This is a genomic window from Atlantibacter sp. MEI4A-1023 (assembly GCF_056155425.1).
The window spans coordinates 2,143,247-2,164,472 of the sequence record NZ_CM149568.1; the positions used below are offsets into that span (position 1 = coordinate 2,143,247).

The window sequence follows — 21,226 nt, forward strand, 5'->3', positions numbered from 1 at the left end:
ATAACAAACCTGCTACGCTTTCAAAGGGGCAACCCTGTTTCTTACTTTTATTTCGCCGCTTAGTGAAATCACGCTCTGCCCAGTCTGGGCAAAACGCGTGTGTTCTGCTGTCGCTGCGGGGATTTTTAGAGGATGACTATGAAACTTAAAAGGAAAAAAATTGAGCCGATATCGCTCTCCGATGTCACGATTATTGATGACTCGCGGCTTCGTAAAGCGATAACGGCGGCCTCCCTGGGTAACGCCATGGAATGGTTCGATTTCGGGGTTTACGGCTTCGTGGCCTATGCGCTCGGTAAAGTCTTCTTCCCAGGTGCCGATCCCAGCGTTCAGATGATCGCCGCGCTTGCGACTTTCTCTGTCCCCTTCCTGATCCGCCCGCTCGGCGGCCTGTTCTTTGGGATGCTGGGCGATAAATATGGTCGCCAGAAAATTCTCGCCATCACGATAGTGATTATGTCGGTCAGTACCTTCTGTATCGGGCTGATACCGTCCTATGCCTCGATCGGCATCTGGGCGCCGGTATTGCTGCTGCTGTGTAAAATGGCGCAGGGCTTCTCGGTGGGGGGGGAATATACTGGCGCGTCAATTTTTGTCGCTGAATATTCGCCAGACCGTAAGCGCGGTTTTATGGGCAGTTGGCTGGACTTCGGGTCTATTGCCGGTTTCGTGCTGGGCGCGGGCGTGGTGGTCATGCTCTCCGCGATGATTGGCGAAGAAAAATTCCTTGAGTGGGGCTGGCGTATTCCATTCTTCCTGGCGCTGCCGTTAGGGATCATTGGCCTGTATTTGCGCCACGCGTTGGAAGAGACGCCGGCGTTCCAGCAGCATGTTGAAAAGCTGGAGCAGGGCGATCGCGAGGGTCTGCGCGACGGGCCGAAAGTCTCGTTTAAAGAGATTGCCACTAAACACTGGCGCAGCCTGTTGACCTGTATCGGCGTGGTGATCACCACCAACGTGACGTACTACATGTTGCTCACCTACATGCCGAGCTACCTGTCCCACAACCTGCATTACTCCGAAGATCACGGCGTGCTGATTATTATCGCCATCATGATCGGGATGCTGTTTGTGCAGCCGATTATGGGCCTGCTGAGCGACCGTTTTGGCCGCCGCCCGTTTGTGATTTTCGGTAGCATCGCGCTGTTGTTGCTGGCAATCCCGGCGTTTATCCTGATTAACAGCAACGTTATCGGGCTGATTTTTGCGGGCCTGCTGATGCTGGCGGTGATCCTTAACGCCTTTACCGGCGTGATGGCCTCCACGCTACCTGCGATGTTCCCGACCCATATCCGCTACAGCGCACTGGCGAGCGCGTTTAATATTTCGGTATTGATCGCGGGCCTGACGCCAACTCTCGCAGCCTGGCTGGTGGAAACCTCTAACAATTTGATGATGCCTGCTTATTACCTGATGGTGATTGCAGTGATCGGTCTGATTACCGGCCTGACGATGAAAGAAACCGCCAACCGTCCGCTTAAAGGCGCGACGCCAGCGGCATCGGACATTCAGGAAGCGCGGGAAATCCTTCAGGAGCATCACGATAACATCGAGCAAAAAATCGACGATATCGACCATGAAATCGCTGAACTTCAGGAGAAGCGCCAGCGCCTGGTGCAGCAGCATCCGGACATCAACGAGTAATCCAGGCGGCCCATAACGGGCCGTTTTTTTTCGCCATGCCAACAGCTTGCGGCTACGCTTAAACAGGGATCACTGTCCGGGTTTTCGCAATGCGCTCAAAATACACCTCTTTGCAAATTACGCTGCACTGGCTGGTTTTCCTGCTGGTGATTATCGCCTGTACGGCGATGGAGCTGCGCAGCGAATTTCCGCGCAGTGTCCGGCCGCTGGGGGTGTCGACCCATTTTAGCTGCGGGATCGCTATCTTCCTGTTAATGGCGACCCGGTTATTCTTGCGCATTAGATACGCTGCGCCACCGATAACCCCTAAACCCCATCCGCTGTTTATCGGGCTATCCCATCTGGTGCATCTGCTGATTTATCTCATCTATCTCGCGCTGCCGCTGCTGGGCGTCACCCTAAAATATTATGGCGGTAGCGACTGGGTGGCATTCGGCGTTTCCATGCCCGTCGCACCGGAGCCGGATGAGGATTTCGCCGATACGCTTGCGGATTATCATGGGCTTATCGCCCGGCTGGGCTATATCGTGCTGGGCCTGCATGCGGGGGCGGCGCTGTTTCATCACTACGTCTGGAAAGACAATACGCTGCTGCGCATGATGCCGGGCAAACGACCTTAAAATAAAGTTGCATTTTAACTGCACATTTTGAAAAATGACCCCTGACACGACGTGGTTAAATAGTCGCAACGCATGATGCGACATTAAAAGGGGATCACATGCTACGCATTCCACCCAACTGTATTCATACCCGTTCTACGCCTTTCTGGAATAAAGACACCGCCCCTGCGGGCATTTTCAAACGCCACCTTGATACCGGCACCCGTCCGGGCGTTTATCCGCGATTATCGGTCATGCAGGGCGCAGTGAAATACTACGGTTTTGCCGATGGCGAATGCCCGGAGCCGGACAGCCAACGGGTGATCAACGCCGGAGAGTTTGGCGTTTTCCCACCGGAAAAATGGCATTACATCGAATTACTGACTGACGACACCTGGTTTAATGTCGACTTTTTCGTCGCTCCCGAGGTGCTGTTAGAGGGCGCAACATTGCGCAACGTGAAGAAATAAGGAATCAATAATGGGCAAAGCAACCTATACCGTCACCGTGACCAATAACAGCAACGGTGTATCCGTGGATTATGAAACCGAAACGCCGATGGCTTTGCTGGTGCCGGAAGTGGCCGCCGAAGTGGTGAAGGATTTGGTTAACACCGTGCGCGCCTATGATACCGAAAATGAGCACGAGGTTTGCGGCTGGTAAAATACGGCTCGCGCGCGAGGAGATCGTGATTGATGAGCTCCTGCGGCCTTATCCATAGATTTTATGAATATGACTTCGTTCCGCTGATACCGTGGCGTATGCTGGCATTTTGATTGATATAAAAGGAGATCATGATGTTAGAGGGGTATTTTGACGATACTGATGCAGTACAAAACAAACAGCGTCTGCTCGCCGTTGCGGCCGCACTCGAAATTGCGAAATCCGCTGTGGGCGCGGGCAACGGGATTTCTGGGGCGCGTACGGAATACGATTTACAGTCGGTAGCAAGAGAGATCGGCCCATTGGCGGATGCGATTCAGGAAGCACTCGCGCCGCGTAGCTAACGTCAGACAAACCGGGCCCACAGAATATCGTACGCCCGGTTATAAATTATGGTTTAGGGCAGGAAAAACAGCACAAGCCCATTTCCAGAACCAGTCTTTCAAAATAACGGACACTCAGACGTAATGGGCAGAATACTACGCCAATATTTTCTGGAGAAATGTTAATGATAAATAATGAAGCGTTTTTATTTGCTTCATTATTTATTTGCTCGTATTGACTGTAATTTTTATATTCGTTGGCAGCGTGAGTTAGCCTTTAAAAGGTCTAATGCCGTAAGGGCATATTTTAAATAAACAACTCTCAGCGCGCGTACATTCGCAAGAAATCAGGGCTTCATTGCCCGGACAGCACATTGTTGATTTAAAAGTGTTCCAGAGAATAATATTGTAAGGGAAGGCATGAAGAATTTCGATGTTTCTGGCTCGCCCATTAATATTAATTCCGAAGTACCCCGTCCTGATTGTGTTTCCAGCACGTATAAAATAACTACCTTTATACCATAATATGAGTTTTAGGTTTTTGGCACTTGATACCAGTGCGAAACATGTGCCGGTCGAGGGACAAACTAACTGCTTTTCTACAACCCATTCCATGCGAAAATACTACTCCTGTGGTGTGTTTGCATTTATCCAATAGCGTTTTGAAACTGCAATTCAATATTAGCAAATGAAATGATGATGTCTAATGAAAATGTGAAAAAAATGCCTTAAACAAAATTTTAATGATTGTGACGATCTTTTTATTATGTTTACCGTTTGATACATAAGACTTTTTGCGTAGCGATTGCGTTTTTAGTTCTCTGCGGGATTATATTTTGACTATTATTATACAAAGGTACTAGTTAATGTAGGTAATAAGACATTGCTTAATAAATGATGCGTAGTGGTGTGAGATTAAAGAGCGGAAATGAAGCGTGAAAGTAAAAGTCTTTAATATGTCTGCAATGCAACCGGGTATTTGCAAAAAATGAGAACGTTAAATTTCTTATCCCCCCTGAGTCCATTATGCCTGAGCGATCCTGAGGCGAAGCGATTCAAAGGGGGGGGGACAATTCGCAGACTATAGCGACAGACCAATTACCGCATTTACCACCGATGAGGCCATAAACACGCCGCCGACGATAAAAAAGGCGCGATTTTGCTGGGCCGCGCCCAGGATCAAAAATACCATGGCCGTCGCAAAAAACGGGATGGCGATGATATTGAATGTGCTCATGACGGCTCCCCAAGGGTACAGAATAACCTGCTAAATAAAAAAGCAGGATAGGTATATTGCCTGCGCCACTCAACTCCCTTTTCTTGTAGGGTGTCAGGCAAACAGTCTGGCTCTGGTTGAGATGCGGCCCGGGTACAGAAGGGGGAATGGATCCTTTGGTAAAAATTTTTTTATTTCTGCCCTTGAAACCCCAGCCAGCGATCATATTTAAATAGCGGACAAGCCACGCTTGCCTTTAACGTGAACTTTTGAATGGGTTATTCAGGAGGTTAACTTATGGCACTCAGAACCTTGTCAGCACTTCCAGGCTTTGCTGATTCTGTATTTAGCGATCGCTTTAATCGTATCGATCGGCTTTTCAGCCAGTTAACAGGGGATACGCCGGTATCGTCTTTACCTGCTTACGACTTAAGGAAAGTCGATGGCAATAATTATCTGCTTACCTTAAGCGTGCCGGGCTGGAAAGAGGACGAGCTGGAGATTGAAACGGTTGGCGGAACCCTGCACGTGTCGGGTAAACGTTCTGCCAGCGAATCTGAGAGTGAAGAAGGCTGGATTTACCGGGGCATTCGACGTGCTGATTTTCGCCTGAGCTTCTCGCTACCTGAATTTGCGAAGGTGAACAATGCAAAACTGGATAGCGGGCTGTTATACGTGTCCATTTATCAGGAAATACCGGAAAGCGAAAAGCCGCGTAAAATCGCGATCGAAAATTCACAGCCGGTTATTGAGCATAAGGCTTCATAACGCCATTTTTAAGGCCCACTTCGGTGGGCCTTGTTATTTCCCGTTAAGTCCCGTTTGATGCCTGCTATAAATAACGTGAGACGAGGAGAAAACTGATGATCATGATTGATTCGCTGCACGCAGAGGGGGGGAGTTGGATCAACCCGCCCGATATTTATAGTTTCGAAAACGGGATGCTGCGCTTCACAACGCAAGGCAACACGGATTTCTGGAAACAAACTTACTATGGCTTCCAGCGACACTCCGGCCATGCCTTTGGGTTTTATCTGGCCGATGATTTTACCCTCCAGGTAAAAATCAGGGCTGATTTTTCCCATCTTTATGACCAGGCCGGCCTGTTCCTGCAGGATGACGAAGATCACTGGGTTAAGGCAGGCATAGAATTTAATGACGATCGGCCCTCTACAGGAAGCGTGGTAACCCGTAAAACATCGGACTGGTCAACCGGCCTTTTCCTGGGCGATCCCGGCGAGTTCTGGATGCGCGCCACGCTGGAAAATGAGGCATTGCGGATCCAGTATTCCGTGGATGGTCAAACCTGGCCGTTACTCAGGTTGTGCCACTGGCCGCAACGCCAACAACGTTTTGTCGGGGTGATGGCGTGCACACCTGAAAGGCAGGGGCTCGACGTCGCTTTCGAGAGCTTTATCCTCAGTACCCCTTCCGGCAAGCCGCTGCATGACCTTACCTGAGCAACATTTTCGGAACATAAAGCGGCTCGCTTACGTCATTTTCTGCCGCTCTCCGTTCAGAACATAACCTAAACTGCTGCCTCCCACTATACTGACCAATGCAGTTGTCATTTTCATACGGAACTGCGCACGGTTTATTACCTGCTACCCACCTTTCCCATGACCACCAGGAGAACAACATGCAAAAGAGTAAAACCTTGAAAGGATTGCTGGCTATATCAGCAGTCGTCGCGATGTTCACCACTGTTGGCGTGCAAGCCCAGACCCAGTCGACCGCCACGCAGAATGACGCCGCAGGCCAGACCGCATCGAACACTAAACTCAGTTCCGGCGACGAACAAGCGTTGAAGGACATGGCGCAGGCCAATATCAATGAAATCGCCGCCGCCAGGATCGCGCTGAACAAAGCCCAAAGCAGCGAAGTCAAAACATTCGCTCAGCAAATGGTCAAAGACCACGGCGATGCCCTGGCCAAAGTACAGGCTGTTGCCCAGCAAAAAGGCGTAACGCTGCCGACTGAGCCAGACCCTATGCACAAGGACATGGCCGCCCGGCTTGAACAACAGAGCGGCGAGGCATTTGACAAGATGTATATGGAAAATGCCGGCACCAAAGACCACGAGATGGTGCTGTCGAAACTGAAAAGTGACGCCCAGAAGATCAAGGATCCAGATGTGAAAGCCCTGGCCGACGCGCATACCCCCGTTGTTGAGCAGCACCTGAAGGCCGCTCAGCAGTTGTCGATGCAATCAGGTAAGTAGCCAGGTTGTTCGGTGGGCACACGGTCAAAAAGTTTCATAACGTCACGGTAGGAGCGTCATTATTGACAGTATTGAAGGACAGGGACGACCTTTCCTGTAAGTGTGCCGATCGATGCTCGCTATAGGCAGTCGCAAGCTGTAACGACCAGAATTGGCCTGAAGCTGCCGTTCGACAGGCTGTAAACATAGCGAAGGACCGCTTCTGGCACGAAGCGGGTAAGTCGCTACCGCCGAAGGGCCTCAATGAGCGATATGCCGACGTCAAAATTCACAACAAAAAAATCGCCAGATTTGGTAGTAAAGGCTAAATTGAATTCAGGTGCCACTGGTATGACCACATAGAACAGGCTCATTTAATGAATTCAATAATAATACCCGTCAATGAAGGCGGATTTTTGGCTGCCACGATTTGGGAAAGAAGTGATGCCAAAGCGATGGTTATCCTTCATCCCGCAACGGCGGTTGTGCAAACGTTTTATGAAGGGTTCGCAGAATACCTTTTTAACAGGGGATTCAGTGTCCTCACTTACGATTACCGTGGCACTGGCCGGTCGAAATCCGGGACGGTCCGTAGCTACAGCGTCTCCATGTCAGACTGGATCGAGCAGGACGTTGGATGCATAACAGCCTGGGCGAAAGCGCGTTTCCCCGGGCTTAGCCTGCTGGCGGTAGGGCACAGTGTAGGAGGGCATGCCATTCTGCTTTCGACAGCCACTCACCACCTGGAGGCGGCAGTCATTGTGGCTTCACATGCGGGTGTGACGAGCACAATAAAACAAACCACAGAAAAGGTGCGTGTCTGGTGCCTGCTGCGTGTGCTGGCCCCGGTTCTGTGCCGTATATTCGGGTACATGCCTGCCAGGCGCCTGGGGCTGGGCGAAGATTTACCGGCTCCAGTGATGCTTCAGTGGGGGCGCTGGAGCACAATGCAGGGATATTTCTACGACGATCCAGACTGGAATGCACGCCAGCGGGCCAGTGAGATAACGTTACCCGTACTGGTGATGGGTTTTGATGACGATCCCTGGGCTAACCCTGAAGCCATTGCGCGGTTGATGGAGCCTGTACAAAACGCAAAAATCGAACGCCGCGAAATACGACGCGCAGATTTTGGTCTTTCGTCCATTGGTCATATGGGCTTTTTTCGTGCGCGATGTGCGGAGAAATTATGGCCCGCCGTTGGTCAGTGGCTGGAGAGTCAGTGCGCGGATTGAACGAAGAGGCCGCTTATGTCTCTCTGTGTCTTAACCTCACTCATTCTAACCCTCTGAATCAAAACAAAAACATAAATTTTACAATCACTTGCCGATCCTGTTACTATACCCCCCTATACTATACAGGAGGCAACCATGCCCCATTCCCCTGAAGATAAAAAACGCGCCCTGACGCGGGTCCGGCGGATCCGCGGCCAGGTTGAGGCGCTGGAGCGCGCACTGGAAGCGGGCGAACCCTGCATCGCAATTCTGCAACAAATTGCCGCCGTACGTGGCGCGGCCAACGGTTTGATGGGCGAGATGGTGGAAATCCATCTCAACGATGAACTGGTCAACGGCGAAACCACTCGCGAACAACGCGCGCAGCGGATGGATGAAATCGGTCATTTATTGCGCGCTTATCTAAAATAAGAGTCACGACTCACAACAACGGAAGAGACGATATGAAATCACGTGCAGCCGTCGCATTCGGCCCTGGCAAGCCGCTGGAGATTGTGGAAATTGATGTTGCGCCGCCGCAGAAGGGCGAAGTGCTGGTCAAAATTACCCACACCGGGGTGTGCCATACCGATGCGTTTACCCTGTCGGGCGACGATCCTGAAGGCGTTTTCCCGGCGGTGTTGGGCCACGAAGGCGGCGGGATTGTGGTGGAAGTGGGCGAGGGCGTCACCAGCCTGAAGCCGGGCGATCACGTTATTCCGCTTTATACCGCCGAATGCGGTGAGTGTAAGTTCTGTAAATCCGGTAAAACCAATCTTTGCCAGGCCGTTCGCGCCACCCAGGGCAAAGGCCTGATGCCGGACGGCACCACCCGTTTTTCCTACAACGGCGAGCCGATTTACCACTACATGGGCACCAGCACCTTCAGTGAATACACCGTCTGTGCGGAAATCTCGCTGGCGAAAGTCAACCCGCAAGCGCCGCTGGATAAAGTGTGCCTGCTGGGCTGTGGCGTGACCACCGGCATCGGCGCAGTACATAACACCGCGAAAGTGAAAGAAGGCGACAGCGTCGCGGTCTTCGGGCTGGGCGGTATCGGCCTGGCGGTGATCCAGGGCGCAGTGCAGGCCAAAGCGGGCCGCATCATCGCCGTGGATACTAACCCCGAGAAATTTAAGCTGGCGGGTGAAATGGGTGCCACCGATTTCGTCAACCCGAACGATTATGACAAGCCCATCCAGGACGTGATCGTTGAACTCACCGACGGCGGCGTGGATTTCAGCTTCGAGTGCATCGGCAACGTCAACGTGATGCGTGCCGCGCTGGAATGCTGCCATAAAGGCTGGGGTGAAAGCGTGATCATTGGCGTAGCGGGTGCGGGCCAGGAAATCCGCACTCGTCCGTTCCAGCTTGTCACCGGTCGCGTATGGCGCGGTTCGGCGTTTGGCGGCGTGAAAGGGCGCAGCCAGTTGCCGGGCATGGTGGAAGACGCGATGGTCGGCAAAATCCAGCTCGACCCGTTTATCACCCACCGTTTGCCGCTGGAACAGATCAACGAAGCCTTTGATTTAATGCACGAGGGCAAGTCGATCCGTACCGTTATTCACTTCGGTGACCAGTAATTCCTTCGGCCAGCGGCGTCCTGTCGCTGGCCATAATTTATCTTTATCCTGATTTGTGACCCATCTGACGTTTTCTGGGGTAATCGAAACCCGGGTTTTTGCCGATGACTATCTGACGAGCATATACCTGACCCAGGAAGACTGTTATGACGACACACAACACGATAATTCAAAAACCTGCAGCTGTGAGTTTCTGGCATCACATCCGTTTAGTCCCGCTCTTTAGCTTTATTCTCGGTGGTATTCTGGTGCTCTTCGCGGCGAGCGTTGGATTAGCAAGTTATTTCATGGTTCAGAGCAACACCGCGCTTCATGACGTTACCGAGGAGATCCAGGTACGCATGGGGCTTTCCAACAGTTCCAACCATCTGCGCACTGCGCGAATCAACCTGATCAACGCCGGGGCCGCCAGCCGAGTGGCGGAAATGGACGATCTGAAACGTAACGTCGCCGATGCGGAAAAACGCCTGAAGCAGGCGCAGGAAGGATTCGACAGCTATATGGCGCGCCGGGTAAAAACCCCGCAGGACGAAGCGCTGGATGGCGAACTTAAAGCCCGTTTCGACGCCTATATTCAGGGCATGCAGCCAATGGTGAAATTCGCTAAAAACGGCATGTTCGAAGCGATCATCAAACACGAAAACGAGCAGGCGCGCGGCCTGGACAGCGCCTATAACGAGGTGCTGTTAAAGGCCATCGCGATCCGTATGGAGCGCGCGACAGCGTTGGGCGTGGCGGCGGAAACGCGCACCACCTGGGGCGTGATGGCGATGATCGCGGCGCTGACCATTGCCGTGTTAATGACCATCATTACCTTTGTGGCGCTGCGCGGCATCGTGATTTTACCGCTGCGCCGGGCGGCCAACCGTATCGAGCATATTGCCAACGGTGATTTAACCGTGGCGCCGGAAGCCGCAGGCCGCAGTGAAATCGGCGTACTCAGCCAGAACCTGCAAAAAATGCAGCATTCGCTGGCGGAAACCGTCGGCACGGTGCGCACCGGTGCCGAAGCCATTTATCAGGGCACCAGCGAAATTTCCGCAGGGAATACCGATCTTTCTTCCCGTACCGAAGAACAGGCGTCCGCGCTGGAGCAAACCGCCGCCAGCATGGAGCAACTCACCGCCACGGTGAAACAGAACGCTGAAAACGCCCACCACGCCAGCAAGCTGGCGAACGATGCATCCGATAAAGCCAGCGCCGGCGGGCGCATGGTCTCGGGCGTGGTGACCACCATGGGCAATATCTCCACCAGTTCGAAGAAAATCTCGGAAATCACCGCAGTAATTAACAGCATTGCGTTCCAGACCAACATCCTGGCACTCAACGCTGCCGTGGAAGCTGCCCGTGCGGGCGAGCAGGGACGAGGATTCGCAGTTGTGGCGAGCGAGGTTCGTACCCTTGCCAGCCGTAGCGCCCAGGCGGCGAAAGAGATTGAAGGGCTGATCCAGAACTCGGTAAGCCTGGTGGATAAAGGCTCCAGCGAAGTGGTGGCGGCCGGTCAAACCATGCAGGGTATCGTTGAAGCGGTGCAGCGTGTGACCGATCTGATGCAGGAAATCGCCGCCGCCTCGGACGAGCAGAGCCGCGGTATCCAGCAGGTCGCCCAGGCGGTGTCGGAAATGGATAACGTCACCCAGCAAAACGCTTCACTGGTGGAAGAAGCTTCAGCGGCGGCGCTGGCGCTGGAAGAGCAGGCGGCGCGGCTAACTGATGCGGTGGGTATTTTCCGTCTCTCGTCACACGCGGAAAGGGTACGTGAAAACGCGAAAGCAGATAGCGCGCCGCCAGCGAACACCTTTACCCGCCCGGCGGCGGCGCACGGCGATAACTGGGAAACGTTTTAAGTTCGCTCAAACAAACGACCCCGCATCACGCGGGGTTTCTTATACCTGAAATCCATCATCAGCCAATCCAGCTGTGGATCGCCAGGTTGATTGCGCCGCCGCCGATAATCAGCCAGGCAAACAGGATCAAGCCCAGCAGGAACGGCTTCAGCCCTGCTTTCATCAACTGGATGATGCGGGTAGTCAGGCCCAGCGCCGCCATCGCCATCGCCAGCAGCACATTATCCACCACGTTAATCATCGCTACCCACTGCGTGGGCAGCAGATGAAACGAGTTAAACAGCGCCACCAGGATAAACATCAGGGCGAACCAGGGGAAAACGATGGGCTGTTTATGCGTATCGTCGCTTTCCACATGGCGGCTGACCGCAATACTCAGCAACAGTAAGAACGGTGCCAGCATCATCACCCGCAGCATTTTGGCAATCACTGCCGCGCTTTCGGTTTCCGGGCTGACCGCGTGGCCCGCTGCCACTACCTGGGCGACTTCGTGCATGGTTGAGCCGGTATAGACGCCAAATTGCGTTGCGGAGATAGCCGGGTAGTGGCTGGCGACTTCATGCCAAATCACCGGGTAGAGAAAGATCCCAACCGTGCCGAAAATCACCACGGTTGCCACAGCCACGGCGACTTTCGAGGATTCCGCCTTAACCACCGGGGCAGTCGCCAGCACCGCCGCCGCGCCGCAGATGCTGCTGCCCGCACCGATCAGCCACGAGGTTTTCAGGTCGAGGTTCAGCAACCGCGCGCCGATAAAGGTCGCGAGCAGAAAAGTGCTGGTTAGCATCACGATATCGATCGCCACGCCGCTCACGCCCACGTCCATCACCTGCTGAAAGGTCAGGCGAAAGCCGTAAAGGATAATCCCCAGTCGCAGCAGCTTCTGTTTGGCAAACTGCACGCCAGTATCGCACAGCGGATGCGCCGCCGGATAAAGGGTATTCCCCAGCACAATACCGACGATAATCGCCAGAGTCAGCGCGCCGAGGCCCAGCGACGAGACGGCGGGGATGTTGCCAATCCACGCCGTGGCGAAAGCGATAACCGCCGTCAGCGCCAGGCCAGGAACAAAGCGTTTAACGTCGTGCTGATATCGCGTGCTGGAAATCTCGGCCATAATCACTTTCCCTCTCATGTATAGGACTCAGCATGAGGCATAACCTGAGAAAAGAAAAATTTATTATATCGTTATAATTAATCGAAATAACCGGTATGGACATACCTGAAGGACTCGGAAGCGCAAAACAGGTTGTGTTAATGGTTTTTGCAAAGACGGGATAAGATTAAAAATGATATAAATCAATATATAAAGATGTTACCTGAAACCAAGTCGCAAAAATTTCCAGTCAATATACTCCCCAATATCAACTAAGCCAAAACGAATAATCATGTAAAAACATCCAGAAAACCGCAACATCCTCACGAAATTCGCCTGCAAAAGATGTCAGCCACTCCTCTATATGTCATAGTAATTCTACCGTGATGTTGTAGGACTCGTTCCGGGAGGAAGGTACGCATGAATCAGGACATTTCACCCTCTGCTGAAATGAAGTCAGCCGTTTTTCAGCCGCTTTATCTGCAAATCAGCCAGCTGTTGCTGGAAAGGATCGCCTCTGGCGAGTGGCCCGCAGGCACCTATATTCCCAGCGAGGCCAGCCTTGCCGAGGCGTATAACGTTAGCATCGGCACCTTACGCAAGGCGCTGAACGAACTGGTCAGCAATAACGTGGTGATCCGCTACCAGGGCAAAGGCACCGTGGTGGCAGCGCATGACTCCGACAGCGCGCTGTTCCGCTTCTTTAATATTCTGCGGGAAAATGGCGAACGCTCGCTGCCGCTGTCCCGCGTGCTGGCACGCCATTTACGCGCCGCGTCGCAGGAGGAGGCTGCCGCGCTGAGTATCGCGCCAGGCAGCAAAGTGATCCATATCTGGCGCGTACGCGATCTGGATGGCGCGCCGGCAATTCTTGAGCATGTCTATGTGGATGCCGCGCTGTTCCCTGGCCTCGATCGCGACCCGGAAATTCTGCCCAATACCCTCTACCAGCTCTATCAGCAGAAATTCGCCTGCACCGTGGCGAATGCGCACGAGCAGATTAAAGCGGTGAATGCGGGGCCGGATGAGGTGTTGCATCTTGAAGCAGAAGAGGGCGAGGCGCTGCTGCGGGTTTACCGTATCGCCCGGGATTTTCAGGATAAACCGGTGGAGTACCGCGTTTCCACGGTACTCACCCGGCATCATGCGTACTTTAACCAGCTCTGATCCGCAACTGCGCCATTAACGCGCCAGGCATCTGCAGCGTCTCGCTGTTTTGCCTGGCGACCTCCCGCCGCCGCTCGCCAGGTAAACGCACGCCGGGCTGCGCCAGCATCGCGCTGAACAGCGTTTCGCAATGCTGAAGATAACCTGGCGGGAAAAAACCAGGATTGAACAACAGCAACAGCTGGGCGATTAATGGCGGTTCGCCGTCGGCGGTAAAAAACGAGCTGGCCTGGAAGCCGTAATGGCTGCCGGTTAAGCCTGCGGTTAACAGTTCCACCATCAGCGCCAGTGCGGCCCCCTTAGCGCCGCCTGCGGGAGCCATACTGCCCGCCAGCGCGGCGTCGGGATCGGAGGTCGGCTCTCCCTGGCGATCGAACGCCCATCCCTGCGGGATCGCTTGCTTCTTCTGGCTGGCTATCATGATTTTCCCGCGTGCCACTTCAGAGAGCGACAGGTCGATGACCAGCGGTTCATCATTCACGCGCGGTGAGGCGAAAGCGATGGGATTGGTGCCGAACAGCGGCGTTTGACCGCCCCAGGGTGCCATCGCCGCCGGGCCGTTGCTGAAGGCCAGGCACAGCATACCCCGTTGCGCCGCCTGCTCGACATAGTATCCCGCCATACCGAAATGGTGCGAACGGCCAATCGCCACCGCGACCACGCCAAACTCTTCCGCCAGCGCCAGGCCGCGTTCAAGCCCGCACTGTACGGCGGGAAACGCCAGCCCGGCGTCCGCATTCACGTTCAGCACTGCGCCGCGCGGGGTGATGGCGGGCCGCGCGTTGGGGTTGAGTTTGCCGCTGGCGAGCTGATCAAGATAAAACGGCAGCCGCGCGAAACCGTGCGAGGCAATGCCCGCACGTTCTGCCGCCATTAGCGCCCGGCATGTTGCCTCGGCGGCCTGCGCCGTGACGCCGGTTTTCATTAACGCCTGACGGGCAAGGGCATCTAGTTGCACCACGCTAATGGAGACAAGATCGTTCACGGCATACTCCTTTTTTCCGGCTCCAGGATCGGCGTATCCTGCGGCAGGGTGATTTTGCCGGGGCCAAGACGCAATTGTTCTCTGGCCGTCGCCAGATCTAATTTTTGCTCCCAGCGGGCGATCACCAGCGTCGCCACCACGTTGCCGATCATATTGGTGACGGCGCGCATCTCGTTCAAAATCCGGTCGATACCCAGCACCAGGGTTATGCCCGCCAGTGGAATAATATTGTGGGTCGCCAGCGTCGCGGTAAGCGCAATCAACGCCGCGCCAGCCACTCCCGCGCCGCCTTTCGACGTCAACAGTAATATCAGTAGCAGGCTGATTTGTTGCCACAGGGTGAGATCGGTATTGGTCGCCTGGGCGATAAACAGCGCCGTCATGGTCAGGTAAATCGCTGCGCCGTCCAGATTAAAAGAGTAGCCGGTCGGCAGCACCAGCCCGACAATGGCGCGGTCGCAGCCCAGTTTTTCCATTTTCACCATCAGCCGGGGCAGTACTGATTCGGTGGTCGAGGTGCCCAGGACGATCAGCAACTCCTCGCGGAAGTAGAGGATTAGCCGCCATAAACTGACCCCCACCAGCTTGCAGATCAGCCCCAGCACGCCGCCGATAAACAAAAAACTGGTGATGTACAGGCAGACGATCAGCATCCCGAGATGCGAAAGCGAGGTCAGGCCATATTTGCCGACCGTAAAAGCAATGGCCCCGAATGCGCCGAGGGGCGCGAGACGCATAATCAGCTCGACGATGCGCATCAACACTTCGCCGCACTGCTCAATGGTTTTGGTGATAAATTCGCTACGCTGGGAGGCCAGCGACAGGGCGACACCGAACAGCACCGAGAACAGCAGCACCTGCAACAGATTCCCCTGGGCGAACGCGCCAATCACCGAATCGGGAATGATCTGCTCCATAAAGCCTTTGCTGTGCTCATTGGCGCTGACGTAATGGCTGACGGCGCTGCCGTCCAGCTTGCTGGCGTCAATGTTCATGCCCGCGCCGGGTTTCATCACATCGGCCACCACCATGCCGATGATCAACGCCAGCGTCGTCACCACTTCAAAGTAAATCAGCGTCTTACCGCCGACTTTGCCCACCTGTTTCAGGCTTTCCATACGGGCAATGCCAATCGCCACGGTACAAAAAATTACTAAGGTAACGATCATCTTGATAAGACGAATAAAGGTGTCGCCGAGGGGTTTCATCTGAACAGCAAAATCAGGAAAGGCGTACCCCACAGCAACCCCGGCGACCAGGCCGATTAAAACCTGGACGTAGAGGTGCTTGAGCAATCGCATCTGGATATCCTCGCGTGAGAATCGGTGCCCGAACGGCACCGCAGGCAAGCGTGAAGAGAGGCCCGCCGGAGCGGCGGGCAAAGGATCAGGCGCTTTCGAAAATACGGGTGAGGACAAACTCCCGGTGCCCCAGCGCTTCGGCGGCAGTCAGGCGGCCATTGGCGGTGCGCAGCAGGCTCTCCAACAGCGCATCCCCCGCGCCATCCAGATTCATCTCGCGGCGCAGAATAGCCGACACATCCACATCAATATGTTCCGACATGGTGCGCACCGTGCGCGGGTTAGCGCACACCTTGATCACCGGCAGGATCGGGTTGCCGATCACGTTGCCCTGGCCGGTGGGGAAAAAGTGCGCCACATAGCCCCCGGCGGCGCACAGCGTCACCATTTCGGCAGCGGCGGAGGAGGAATCCATAAACCACAATCCCGGCCCGGTGGGCATTTCGGCTTTATCCAGTACCCCGTCGACCCGGCATTTCTTGCCGATTTTCTGGATGTTGCCGAGCGCTTTTTCCTCGATGGTGGTCAGCCCGCCCTCAATATTCCCTTTGGTAGGCTGCGACTCGGAGAGATCGCTGGTTTTCCAGCGGTCGATCATGGCGCTGTAGCGGTCGAACATAAACTGGAACTTCTGGCGCACATCGCTGTTGGCGCAGCGGGCCGCGACCAGATGCTCGCCGCCGGTCAGCTCCGAGGTTTCGCCGAACAGCAGGGTATTGCCGTTCTCGTACAGCCGGTCGAACAGATTGCCGACCGCAGGGTTGGCGCCGCAGCCGGAGGTGGTATCCGATTCGCCGCACTTGGTGGACACCCACAGCTCGCTGATGTCACACATCTCACGCTGAAGTTCCGACGCATATTGTGAAAACTCACGCGCTTTGCGCGAGGCGTTGCAGATGGTGTTGTGATCGCCGTTCTGCTCAATCCAGAAACCGGCGACCGGTTTGCCGGTGGCTTTAATGCCGTCGACCACGCGCTGGGTCCAGCCCGGTTCGATGCCGATGACGATCACCGCCGCCACGTTAGGGTTACAGCCGGTGCCGATCAGGGTGCGAAAGTGCAACTCCAGATCTTCGCCAAACTGTAAGCGCCCATACGGGTGCGGCAGGGCGATGGTGCCTTTAATGTTGTTGGCGACCGCTTCCGCTGCGGCGTTGGAAATATCATCCACCGGCAGCACAATCACATGGTTGCGGATACCGACCCGGCCATTTTCACGGCGATAACCTGCAAACTGACGTCCTTTGATTTCCATCATTACCACCTTTTGGTTTTCACGTTGTGTACATGCAGATGTTCGCCTTGCTTGATCGCCGAGACGACGCGGCCAATGTCTTCCCCATACTTAATGACCGAGTCATTGACGGCCAAATCGCGAATGGCCAGCTTATGGCCGATGGGAATGTCATTTTTTACTTCAAATTCAATGGTTTTGTTCTGGTCCATAATCCAGCCGGTGAGCTTCTGGCCCGCTTCAACGCCCTCTATCACCACCACCCCTACTGAATCACCATCATCGTGTACGACAAAATCGATACTCATAATCGCCTCCGTTTTAGTGCACAAGAAATCAACTCATGTATATGACATATATTAAATGACCTTAAGGTGCCAAATTAATTTAGCGCGGGTGGTTAGTTTTTGAGATCCGGCTCACGAATAGAGGGGGTCACCCTGGAGAAACAGAAAGGCAACAAAGGTCAGAAAGGACTAATCGTTTAAATCGATGATTAATAATACTTTATTTAATAAGGGCTTTGAGATGTGAAAAAAATGTGATCGGGGCAGGAGTTCTGGGGAATGAGGGCGATCGCGATCACTTTTTGTTCGATTATCTTTTGCAGTTCGCGTCGATGCTCACTATAGATAACGATAGTCATATATATGACACAGGAATAACGGTCAGCAGTTCAGCCCGGTCCCTTAAACAATCCGTGGAGATACGTATGTCTATTAACTGGTTAAAGAAAGCGAGTAAAACACCGGAGTCCAACACGTTTGAAGCGCGTCGTGTGGTGGATGAGATGCTCGCCACCATTAAAGAACAGGGTGAAGAGGCAGTACGTCGCTACGCCAGTAAGCTCGATAACTGGACGGGCGATATTATGTTGACCCCCGACCAAATCGCCACGCAAATCCGCGAAGTGCCCGGCGACGTACGCCGCGATATCGACTACGCCATCGAGCAGGTATACACCTTTGCCTGCGCCCAGCGCGAATCGGTGAAAGACTTTGAAGTGACTTTACCTTCCGGGCTGGTGGCAGGTCAAAAAGTTCTGCCCGTCACGACCGTGGGGTGTTATGCGCCCGCTGGCCGCTACGCGCATATCGCTTCTGCTTATATGGGCGTGGCGACCGCTAAAGCGGCGGGAGTGAAAAACATTATTGCCTGTTCGGGCCCTTATCTGGGGCAATCGATTCACCCGTGTGTGCTGTACGCGTTTCACCGGGCGGGGGCGCACACCATTATGACGCTGGGCGGCGTACAGGCCATCGCTTCGATGGCGTGGGGGCTGTTTACCGGTAAACCCGCCGATGTGGTCGTGGGGCCAGGCAATAAGTTTGTTGCAGAAGCCAAGCGCACGCTGTTTGGTCAGGTAGGGATTGACGTGTTTGCCGGGCCATCAGAAGTGGCGGTGATCGCCGATGACAGCGCCGATCCGCATATTGTCGCCAGCGATCTGGTTGGGCAGGCGGAGCACGGGCATGAATCGCCCGCCTGGCTGTTTACGACCTCCCGCGCACTGGCGGAAGAGGTACTTGAGCGCGTCCCGCAGCTGATCGACCAGCTCCCGCCGGTAGCCCGCGACGCGGCAAGTTGCGCCTGGCGTGATTACGGCGAAGTGATTGTCTGCGACACACGCGAAGAAGTGGTGGAGATTTCCGACCGCTACGCCTCCGAGCATCTCGAAGTCCATACCAGCGACCTGAACTGGTGGCGCGATACCCTGAGCTGCTACGGCTCGCTGTTCCTCGGTGAAGAAACCACCGTGGCGTTCGGCGACAAGTGCAGCGGCCCTAACCACGTCCTGCCGACCAAAGGCGCGGCGCGTTATTCCGGCGGCCTGTCGGTACACAAATTCCTGAAAACCCTGACCTGGCAGCAGATGTCCCGGGAAGCGGTGCCGCAAATTGCCGAAACCACCGCGCGCATTTCGCGGCTGGAAGGCATGGAAGCGCACGCGCGCACCGCAGAAGTCCGGCTGGAGAAATATTTCGCCGGCGAGTCTTTCCTGACCGGCGTCCCGGTCACCCGTTGAGGAACTCCTATGCAACTTTCAGCTTTATTTGATTTGACGGGCAAAACCGCGCTGGTCACTGGCGGCGGCAGCGGGATCGGCGCGGCGATGGCCGGGGCGCTGGCGCAGGCCGGGGCGACCGTTATTATTGCCGCGCGGCGCGAAGGCACCCTGGCCGAAACCGTCCAGCGCTTGTCCGCAGCGGGCGGGCGCGCCAGTTATCTGTGCGCGGATATCAGCAAAAAAGCCGATATCGACAAACTGGCGGCAGCCTGCGGCGCGGTGGATATTCTGGTCAACGCGGCGGGGGTCAATTTACGCCAGCCGTTTGAAGAGGTCAGTGAGTCGGCGTGGGATGAGCAACTGGCGCTGCATCTTAAAGCGCCGTTTTTCCTGACCCAGGCGCTGGCGCCGGGCATGGCCCGGCGGCGCTGGGGGCGGATTATTAATATCGCCTCGCTCCAGTCGACGCGGGCGTTTGCCAACAGCGCCCCCTATGGCGCAGGCAAGGGCGGCGTGGTGCAGCTCACGCGGGCCATCGCCCAGCGCTGGGGGCGTGACGGTGTCACGTGCAACGCCATCGGGCCGGGCTTTTTCCCTACTGCGTTAACCGGGCCGGTGTTTGCCGACGAGGCCCTGCGCGAACGTCACGCCCAGCACACCTGTCTGGGGCGTAACGGCGAGCTGGAGGATTTGTCTGGCGTGACGCTGTTTCTCGCCAGCAACGCCAGCGCCTATATCACCGGGCAAACCCTGATGGTCGACGGCGGTTACAGCGCCATTTGATCTCTTCTTTTCAGCGCAGAGGAACACATCATGCAAAAACCCGCTGCCGGTAACTTGCGACGCGTTACGCTGTCCAGCCTGTTCGGTTCGACCATTGAATGGTATGACTTCTTTCTCTACGGCACCGTTGCCGGGATGGTGTTTAACAAACTCTATTTCCCGGAAGGCGATCCGTTTATCACCACGCTGCTCTCCTACGGCGTGTTTGCCATCGGCTTTCTGACCCGGCCGCTCGGGGCGATTATTTTCGGCCACTTCGGCGACACCCTCGGGCGCAAAAACATGCTGATCCTGACGCTGGTGATCATGGGCGGCGCGACGGTGGTGATAGGGCTGATACCCAGTTATCAGCAAATTGGCCTGTGGGCGCCGTGTTTGCTGATTGCCTGTCGCATGATTCAGGGCATCGGCCTCGGCGGCGAATGGGGCGGCGCGGTGCTGATGACCTTTGAATCGGCCCCGGAAAAGAACCGCGCGTTCTTCGCCAGTATTCCCCAGGTGGGGATGTCCCTGGGCCTGCTGCTGGCTTCCGGCGCGATTGGCCTGGCCTCATTTACCCTCTCCGATGAGGACTTTATGTCATGGGGCTGGCGCGTGCCGTTCCTGCTCAGCGGGGTGTTTGTGATTATCGGCACCTACATCCGTAAAAATGTCGCGGAAACTGAAGACTTCCTGAAAGCCAAAGAAAAGCAAAAAGATGCGCCGAAGCGTATCCCGCTGGTGGAGTTGTTCCGCAAACATACCCGACTGGTGTTCACCTGCATGGGGATGCGCCTGATCGACGGCGTGTTCTTTAATATCTTTGGGGTGTTTTCGCTGACTTACCTGACACAGACCCTGAACATTCCGCGCGATCAGGCGATTGTGGCGATACTCGGCAGCGCCTTTGTGATGAGCTTCTTTATTCCGTTCTGGGGCTATATGGCGGACCGCTGGGGGCGGGCGCGGGTCTACGCCATGGGGGCGGCGCTTTCGGGCCTGTCGGCATTCCCGGCGTTCGCGATTATGCATTACAACGCGGACCAAATCTGGCTGGTGTGGGCAGCGATCATCGTGCCGTTCGGGATTTTCCATGCGGCGGTGTTTGGCACCATGTCGTCGGTCTATTCGGAATGTTTCGACGCGTCGGTGCGTTATACCGGCATTTCGTTTGCCTACCAGATTTCTGGCGTTTTCGCCGGGGGCTTAACGCCGGTGCTGGCAACCCTGTTCTCCGAATCGATGGGCGGCGAGCCGTGGCTCATCTGCGCCTACGTACTGGTTATCGGCCTGATCAGCGCCGCCTGCGCAGTGTATCTGTGGCGACGCACCCACGGTGCAGGCCGCATGGCGGTAACCCATTCAGTCATGATGAAGTGAGGAT

The 21,226-nt window shown here is 55.1% G+C and carries 23 protein-coding genes; 16 read left to right on the plus strand and 7 right to left on the minus strand.

Annotated elements, in window-relative coordinates:
- Positions 1–138 precede the first annotated feature (138 nt).
- From proP to ACVV26_RS10405, 5 genes are all read left to right on the plus strand, one after another.
- On the plus strand, positions 139–1,644 hold the full coding sequence (gene proP / locus ACVV26_RS10385) for a glycine betaine/L-proline transporter ProP (protein ID WP_474801374.1): 1,506 nt from the start codon (positions 139–141) through the stop codon (positions 1,642–1,644).
- An 89-nt stretch (positions 1,645–1,733) separates the two neighbouring features.
- Positions 1,734–2,264 (plus strand): cytochrome b561, encoded by a 531-nt coding sequence (gene cybB, locus ACVV26_RS10390; RefSeq protein ID WP_474801376.1) that lies wholly within the window; start codon positions 1,734–1,736, stop codon positions 2,262–2,264.
- A gap of 98 nt (positions 2,265–2,362) precedes the next feature.
- Complete coding sequence (locus ACVV26_RS10395; RefSeq protein WP_474801378.1) at positions 2,363–2,713, plus strand: TehB family protein; 351 nt, start codon at positions 2,363–2,365, stop codon at positions 2,711–2,713.
- 10 nt (positions 2,714–2,723) lie between these two features.
- Complete coding sequence (locus ACVV26_RS10400) at positions 2,724–2,906, plus strand: DUF1869 domain-containing protein (protein ID WP_312979092.1); 183 nt, start codon at positions 2,724–2,726, stop codon at positions 2,904–2,906.
- A gap of 131 nt (positions 2,907–3,037) precedes the next feature.
- Positions 3,038–3,250: a hypothetical protein gene (locus tag ACVV26_RS10405; RefSeq protein WP_474801380.1), complete on the plus strand. Its 213-nt coding sequence runs from the start codon at positions 3,038–3,040 to the stop codon at positions 3,248–3,250.
- 249 nt (positions 3,251–3,499) lie between these two features.
- Here the strand turns inward: ACVV26_RS10405 and ACVV26_RS10410 are convergent, their stop codons facing one another.
- Entirely contained in the window at positions 3,500–3,844 is a 345-nt protein-coding gene (locus tag ACVV26_RS10410) for an anti-adapter protein IraM (protein WP_474801382.1), read from the minus strand.
- A 466-nt stretch (positions 3,845–4,310) separates the two neighbouring features.
- Positions 4,311–4,466, minus strand: coding sequence for a hypothetical protein (locus ACVV26_RS10415; protein ID WP_474801384.1), 156 nt, complete (start codon positions 4,464–4,466; stop codon positions 4,311–4,313).
- Between the two features lie 276 nt (positions 4,467–4,742).
- Between ACVV26_RS10415 and ACVV26_RS10420 the strand changes: the two genes are divergently transcribed.
- From ACVV26_RS10420 to ACVV26_RS10450, 7 genes are all read left to right on the plus strand, one after another.
- Positions 4,743–5,213, plus strand: a complete 471-nt coding sequence (locus ACVV26_RS10420) for an Hsp20 family protein (protein WP_474801386.1) — start codon at positions 4,743–4,745, stop codon at positions 5,211–5,213.
- A 95-nt stretch (positions 5,214–5,308) separates the two neighbouring features.
- Positions 5,309–5,905 carry a DUF1349 domain-containing protein gene (locus tag ACVV26_RS10425; protein ID WP_474801387.1) on the plus strand — a complete coding sequence of 199 codons (597 nt, stop codon included), beginning with the start codon at positions 5,309–5,311 and terminating at the stop codon, positions 5,903–5,905.
- Positions 5,906–6,084: 179 nt separating this feature from the next.
- Positions 6,085–6,666: a DUF4142 domain-containing protein gene (locus ACVV26_RS10430; RefSeq protein WP_474801389.1), complete on the plus strand. Its 582-nt coding sequence runs from the start codon at positions 6,085–6,087 to the stop codon at positions 6,664–6,666.
- 356 nt (positions 6,667–7,022) lie between these two features.
- Complete coding sequence (locus ACVV26_RS10435) at positions 7,023–7,880, plus strand: alpha/beta hydrolase family protein (RefSeq protein WP_474801391.1); 858 nt, start codon at positions 7,023–7,025, stop codon at positions 7,878–7,880.
- Positions 7,881–8,015: 135 nt separating this feature from the next.
- A complete protein-coding gene (locus ACVV26_RS10440; RefSeq protein WP_474801393.1) occupies positions 8,016–8,291 on the plus strand; it encodes a metal/formaldehyde-sensitive transcriptional repressor in 276 nt (91 codons plus the stop codon).
- A 32-nt stretch (positions 8,292–8,323) separates the two neighbouring features.
- Entirely contained in the window at positions 8,324–9,442 is a 1,119-nt protein-coding gene (locus tag ACVV26_RS10445; protein ID WP_312979121.1) for an S-(hydroxymethyl)glutathione dehydrogenase/class III alcohol dehydrogenase, read from the plus strand.
- Positions 9,443–9,588: 146 nt separating this feature from the next.
- Complete coding sequence (locus ACVV26_RS10450) at positions 9,589–11,289, plus strand: methyl-accepting chemotaxis protein (protein WP_474801395.1); 1,701 nt, start codon at positions 9,589–9,591, stop codon at positions 11,287–11,289.
- Between the two features lie 58 nt (positions 11,290–11,347).
- On the opposite strand, the gene ACVV26_RS10455 is transcribed toward ACVV26_RS10450, so the two are convergent.
- Positions 11,348–12,406, minus strand: coding sequence for a YeiH family protein (locus ACVV26_RS10455; protein ID WP_474801397.1), 1,059 nt, complete (start codon positions 12,404–12,406; stop codon positions 11,348–11,350).
- A gap of 399 nt (positions 12,407–12,805) precedes the next feature.
- On the opposite strand from ACVV26_RS10455, the gene ACVV26_RS10460 reads away from it, so the two are divergent.
- Positions 12,806–13,552: a GntR family transcriptional regulator gene (locus tag ACVV26_RS10460; RefSeq protein WP_474801399.1), complete on the plus strand. Its 747-nt coding sequence runs from the start codon at positions 12,806–12,808 to the stop codon at positions 13,550–13,552.
- Here the strand turns inward: ACVV26_RS10460 and ACVV26_RS10465 are convergent.
- From ACVV26_RS10465 to ACVV26_RS10480, 4 genes are all read right to left on the minus strand, one after another.
- Positions 13,539–14,537: an Ldh family oxidoreductase gene (locus ACVV26_RS10465; protein ID WP_474801401.1), complete on the minus strand. Its 999-nt coding sequence runs from the start codon at positions 14,535–14,537 to the stop codon at positions 13,539–13,541. The genes ACVV26_RS10460 and ACVV26_RS10465 overlap by 14 nt on opposite strands.
- Positions 14,534–15,844 (minus strand): C4-dicarboxylate transporter DctA, encoded by a 1,311-nt coding sequence (gene dctA, locus ACVV26_RS10470; protein WP_474801809.1) that lies wholly within the window; start codon positions 15,842–15,844, stop codon positions 14,534–14,536. Before dctA ends, ACVV26_RS10465 begins: the two co-directional genes overlap by 4 nt.
- A 79-nt stretch (positions 15,845–15,923) precedes the next feature.
- Complete coding sequence (locus ACVV26_RS10475; protein ID WP_125294449.1) at positions 15,924–17,093, minus strand: UxaA family hydrolase; 1,170 nt, start codon at positions 17,091–17,093, stop codon at positions 15,924–15,926.
- A gap of 2 nt (positions 17,094–17,095) precedes the next feature.
- A complete protein-coding gene (locus ACVV26_RS10480; protein WP_144129505.1) occupies positions 17,096–17,380 on the minus strand; it encodes a UxaA family hydrolase in 285 nt (94 codons plus the stop codon).
- A gap of 404 nt (positions 17,381–17,784) precedes the next feature.
- Here ACVV26_RS10480 and hpsN point away from each other — a divergent pair, with 404 nt between their 5' ends.
- Genes hpsN through ACVV26_RS10495 form a run of 3 tightly spaced genes read left to right on the plus strand, consistent with a single transcriptional unit; the run spans position 17,785 to position 21,222 of the window.
- Positions 17,785–19,098, plus strand: coding sequence for a sulfopropanediol 3-dehydrogenase (gene hpsN / locus ACVV26_RS10485; protein ID WP_474801403.1), 1,314 nt, complete (start codon positions 17,785–17,787; stop codon positions 19,096–19,098).
- A gap of 9 nt (positions 19,099–19,107) precedes the next feature.
- Positions 19,108–19,863, plus strand: a complete 756-nt coding sequence (locus ACVV26_RS10490; RefSeq protein WP_474801404.1) for an SDR family NAD(P)-dependent oxidoreductase — start codon at positions 19,108–19,110, stop codon at positions 19,861–19,863.
- A 30-nt stretch (positions 19,864–19,893) separates the two neighbouring features.
- Entirely contained in the window at positions 19,894–21,222 is a 1,329-nt protein-coding gene (locus tag ACVV26_RS10495) for an MFS transporter (protein ID WP_312979141.1), read from the plus strand.
- Positions 21,223–21,226: the final 4 nt, after the last annotated feature.

Bases quoted from the DNA above. Each gene is read 5' to 3' on its own strand.
- proP (WP_474801374.1), top strand. From the start codon at position 139: ATGAAACTTAAAAGGAAAAAAATTGAGCCGATATCGCTCTCCGATGTC.
- cybB (WP_474801376.1), top strand. From the start codon at position 1,734: ATGCGCTCAAAATACACCTCTTTGCAAATTACGCTGCACTGGCTGGTT.
- ACVV26_RS10395 (WP_474801378.1), top strand. From the start codon at position 2,363: ATGCTACGCATTCCACCCAACTGTATTCATACCCGTTCTACGCCTTTC.
- ACVV26_RS10400 (WP_312979092.1), top strand. From the start codon at position 2,724: ATGGGCAAAGCAACCTATACCGTCACCGTGACCAATAACAGCAACGGT.
- ACVV26_RS10405 (WP_474801380.1), top strand. From the start codon at position 3,038: ATGATGTTAGAGGGGTATTTTGACGATACTGATGCAGTACAAAACAAA.
- ACVV26_RS10410 (WP_474801382.1), bottom strand. From the start codon at position 3,844: ATGGAATGGGTTGTAGAAAAGCAGTTAGTTTGTCCCTCGACCGGCACA.
- ACVV26_RS10415 (WP_474801384.1), bottom strand. From the start codon at position 4,466: ATGAGCACATTCAATATCATCGCCATCCCGTTTTTTGCGACGGCCATG.
- ACVV26_RS10420 (WP_474801386.1), top strand. From the start codon at position 4,743: ATGGCACTCAGAACCTTGTCAGCACTTCCAGGCTTTGCTGATTCTGTA.
- ACVV26_RS10425 (WP_474801387.1), top strand. From the start codon at position 5,309: ATGATCATGATTGATTCGCTGCACGCAGAGGGGGGGAGTTGGATCAAC.
- ACVV26_RS10430 (WP_474801389.1), top strand. From the start codon at position 6,085: ATGCAAAAGAGTAAAACCTTGAAAGGATTGCTGGCTATATCAGCAGTC.
- ACVV26_RS10435 (WP_474801391.1), top strand. From the start codon at position 7,023: ATGAATTCAATAATAATACCCGTCAATGAAGGCGGATTTTTGGCTGCC.
- ACVV26_RS10440 (WP_474801393.1), top strand. From the start codon at position 8,016: ATGCCCCATTCCCCTGAAGATAAAAAACGCGCCCTGACGCGGGTCCGG.
- ACVV26_RS10445 (WP_312979121.1), top strand. From the start codon at position 8,324: ATGAAATCACGTGCAGCCGTCGCATTCGGCCCTGGCAAGCCGCTGGAG.
- ACVV26_RS10450 (WP_474801395.1), top strand. From the start codon at position 9,589: ATGACGACACACAACACGATAATTCAAAAACCTGCAGCTGTGAGTTTC.
- ACVV26_RS10455 (WP_474801397.1), bottom strand. From the start codon at position 12,406: ATGGCCGAGATTTCCAGCACGCGATATCAGCACGACGTTAAACGCTTT.
- ACVV26_RS10460 (WP_474801399.1), top strand. From the start codon at position 12,806: ATGAATCAGGACATTTCACCCTCTGCTGAAATGAAGTCAGCCGTTTTT.
- ACVV26_RS10475 (WP_125294449.1), bottom strand. From the start codon at position 17,093: ATGGAAATCAAAGGACGTCAGTTTGCAGGTTATCGCCGTGAAAATGGC.
- ACVV26_RS10480 (WP_144129505.1), bottom strand. From the start codon at position 17,380: ATGAGTATCGATTTTGTCGTACACGATGATGGTGATTCAGTAGGGGTG.
- hpsN (WP_474801403.1), top strand. From the start codon at position 17,785: ATGTCTATTAACTGGTTAAAGAAAGCGAGTAAAACACCGGAGTCCAAC.
- ACVV26_RS10490 (WP_474801404.1), top strand. From the start codon at position 19,108: ATGCAACTTTCAGCTTTATTTGATTTGACGGGCAAAACCGCGCTGGTC.
- ACVV26_RS10495 (WP_312979141.1), top strand. From the start codon at position 19,894: ATGCAAAAACCCGCTGCCGGTAACTTGCGACGCGTTACGCTGTCCAGC.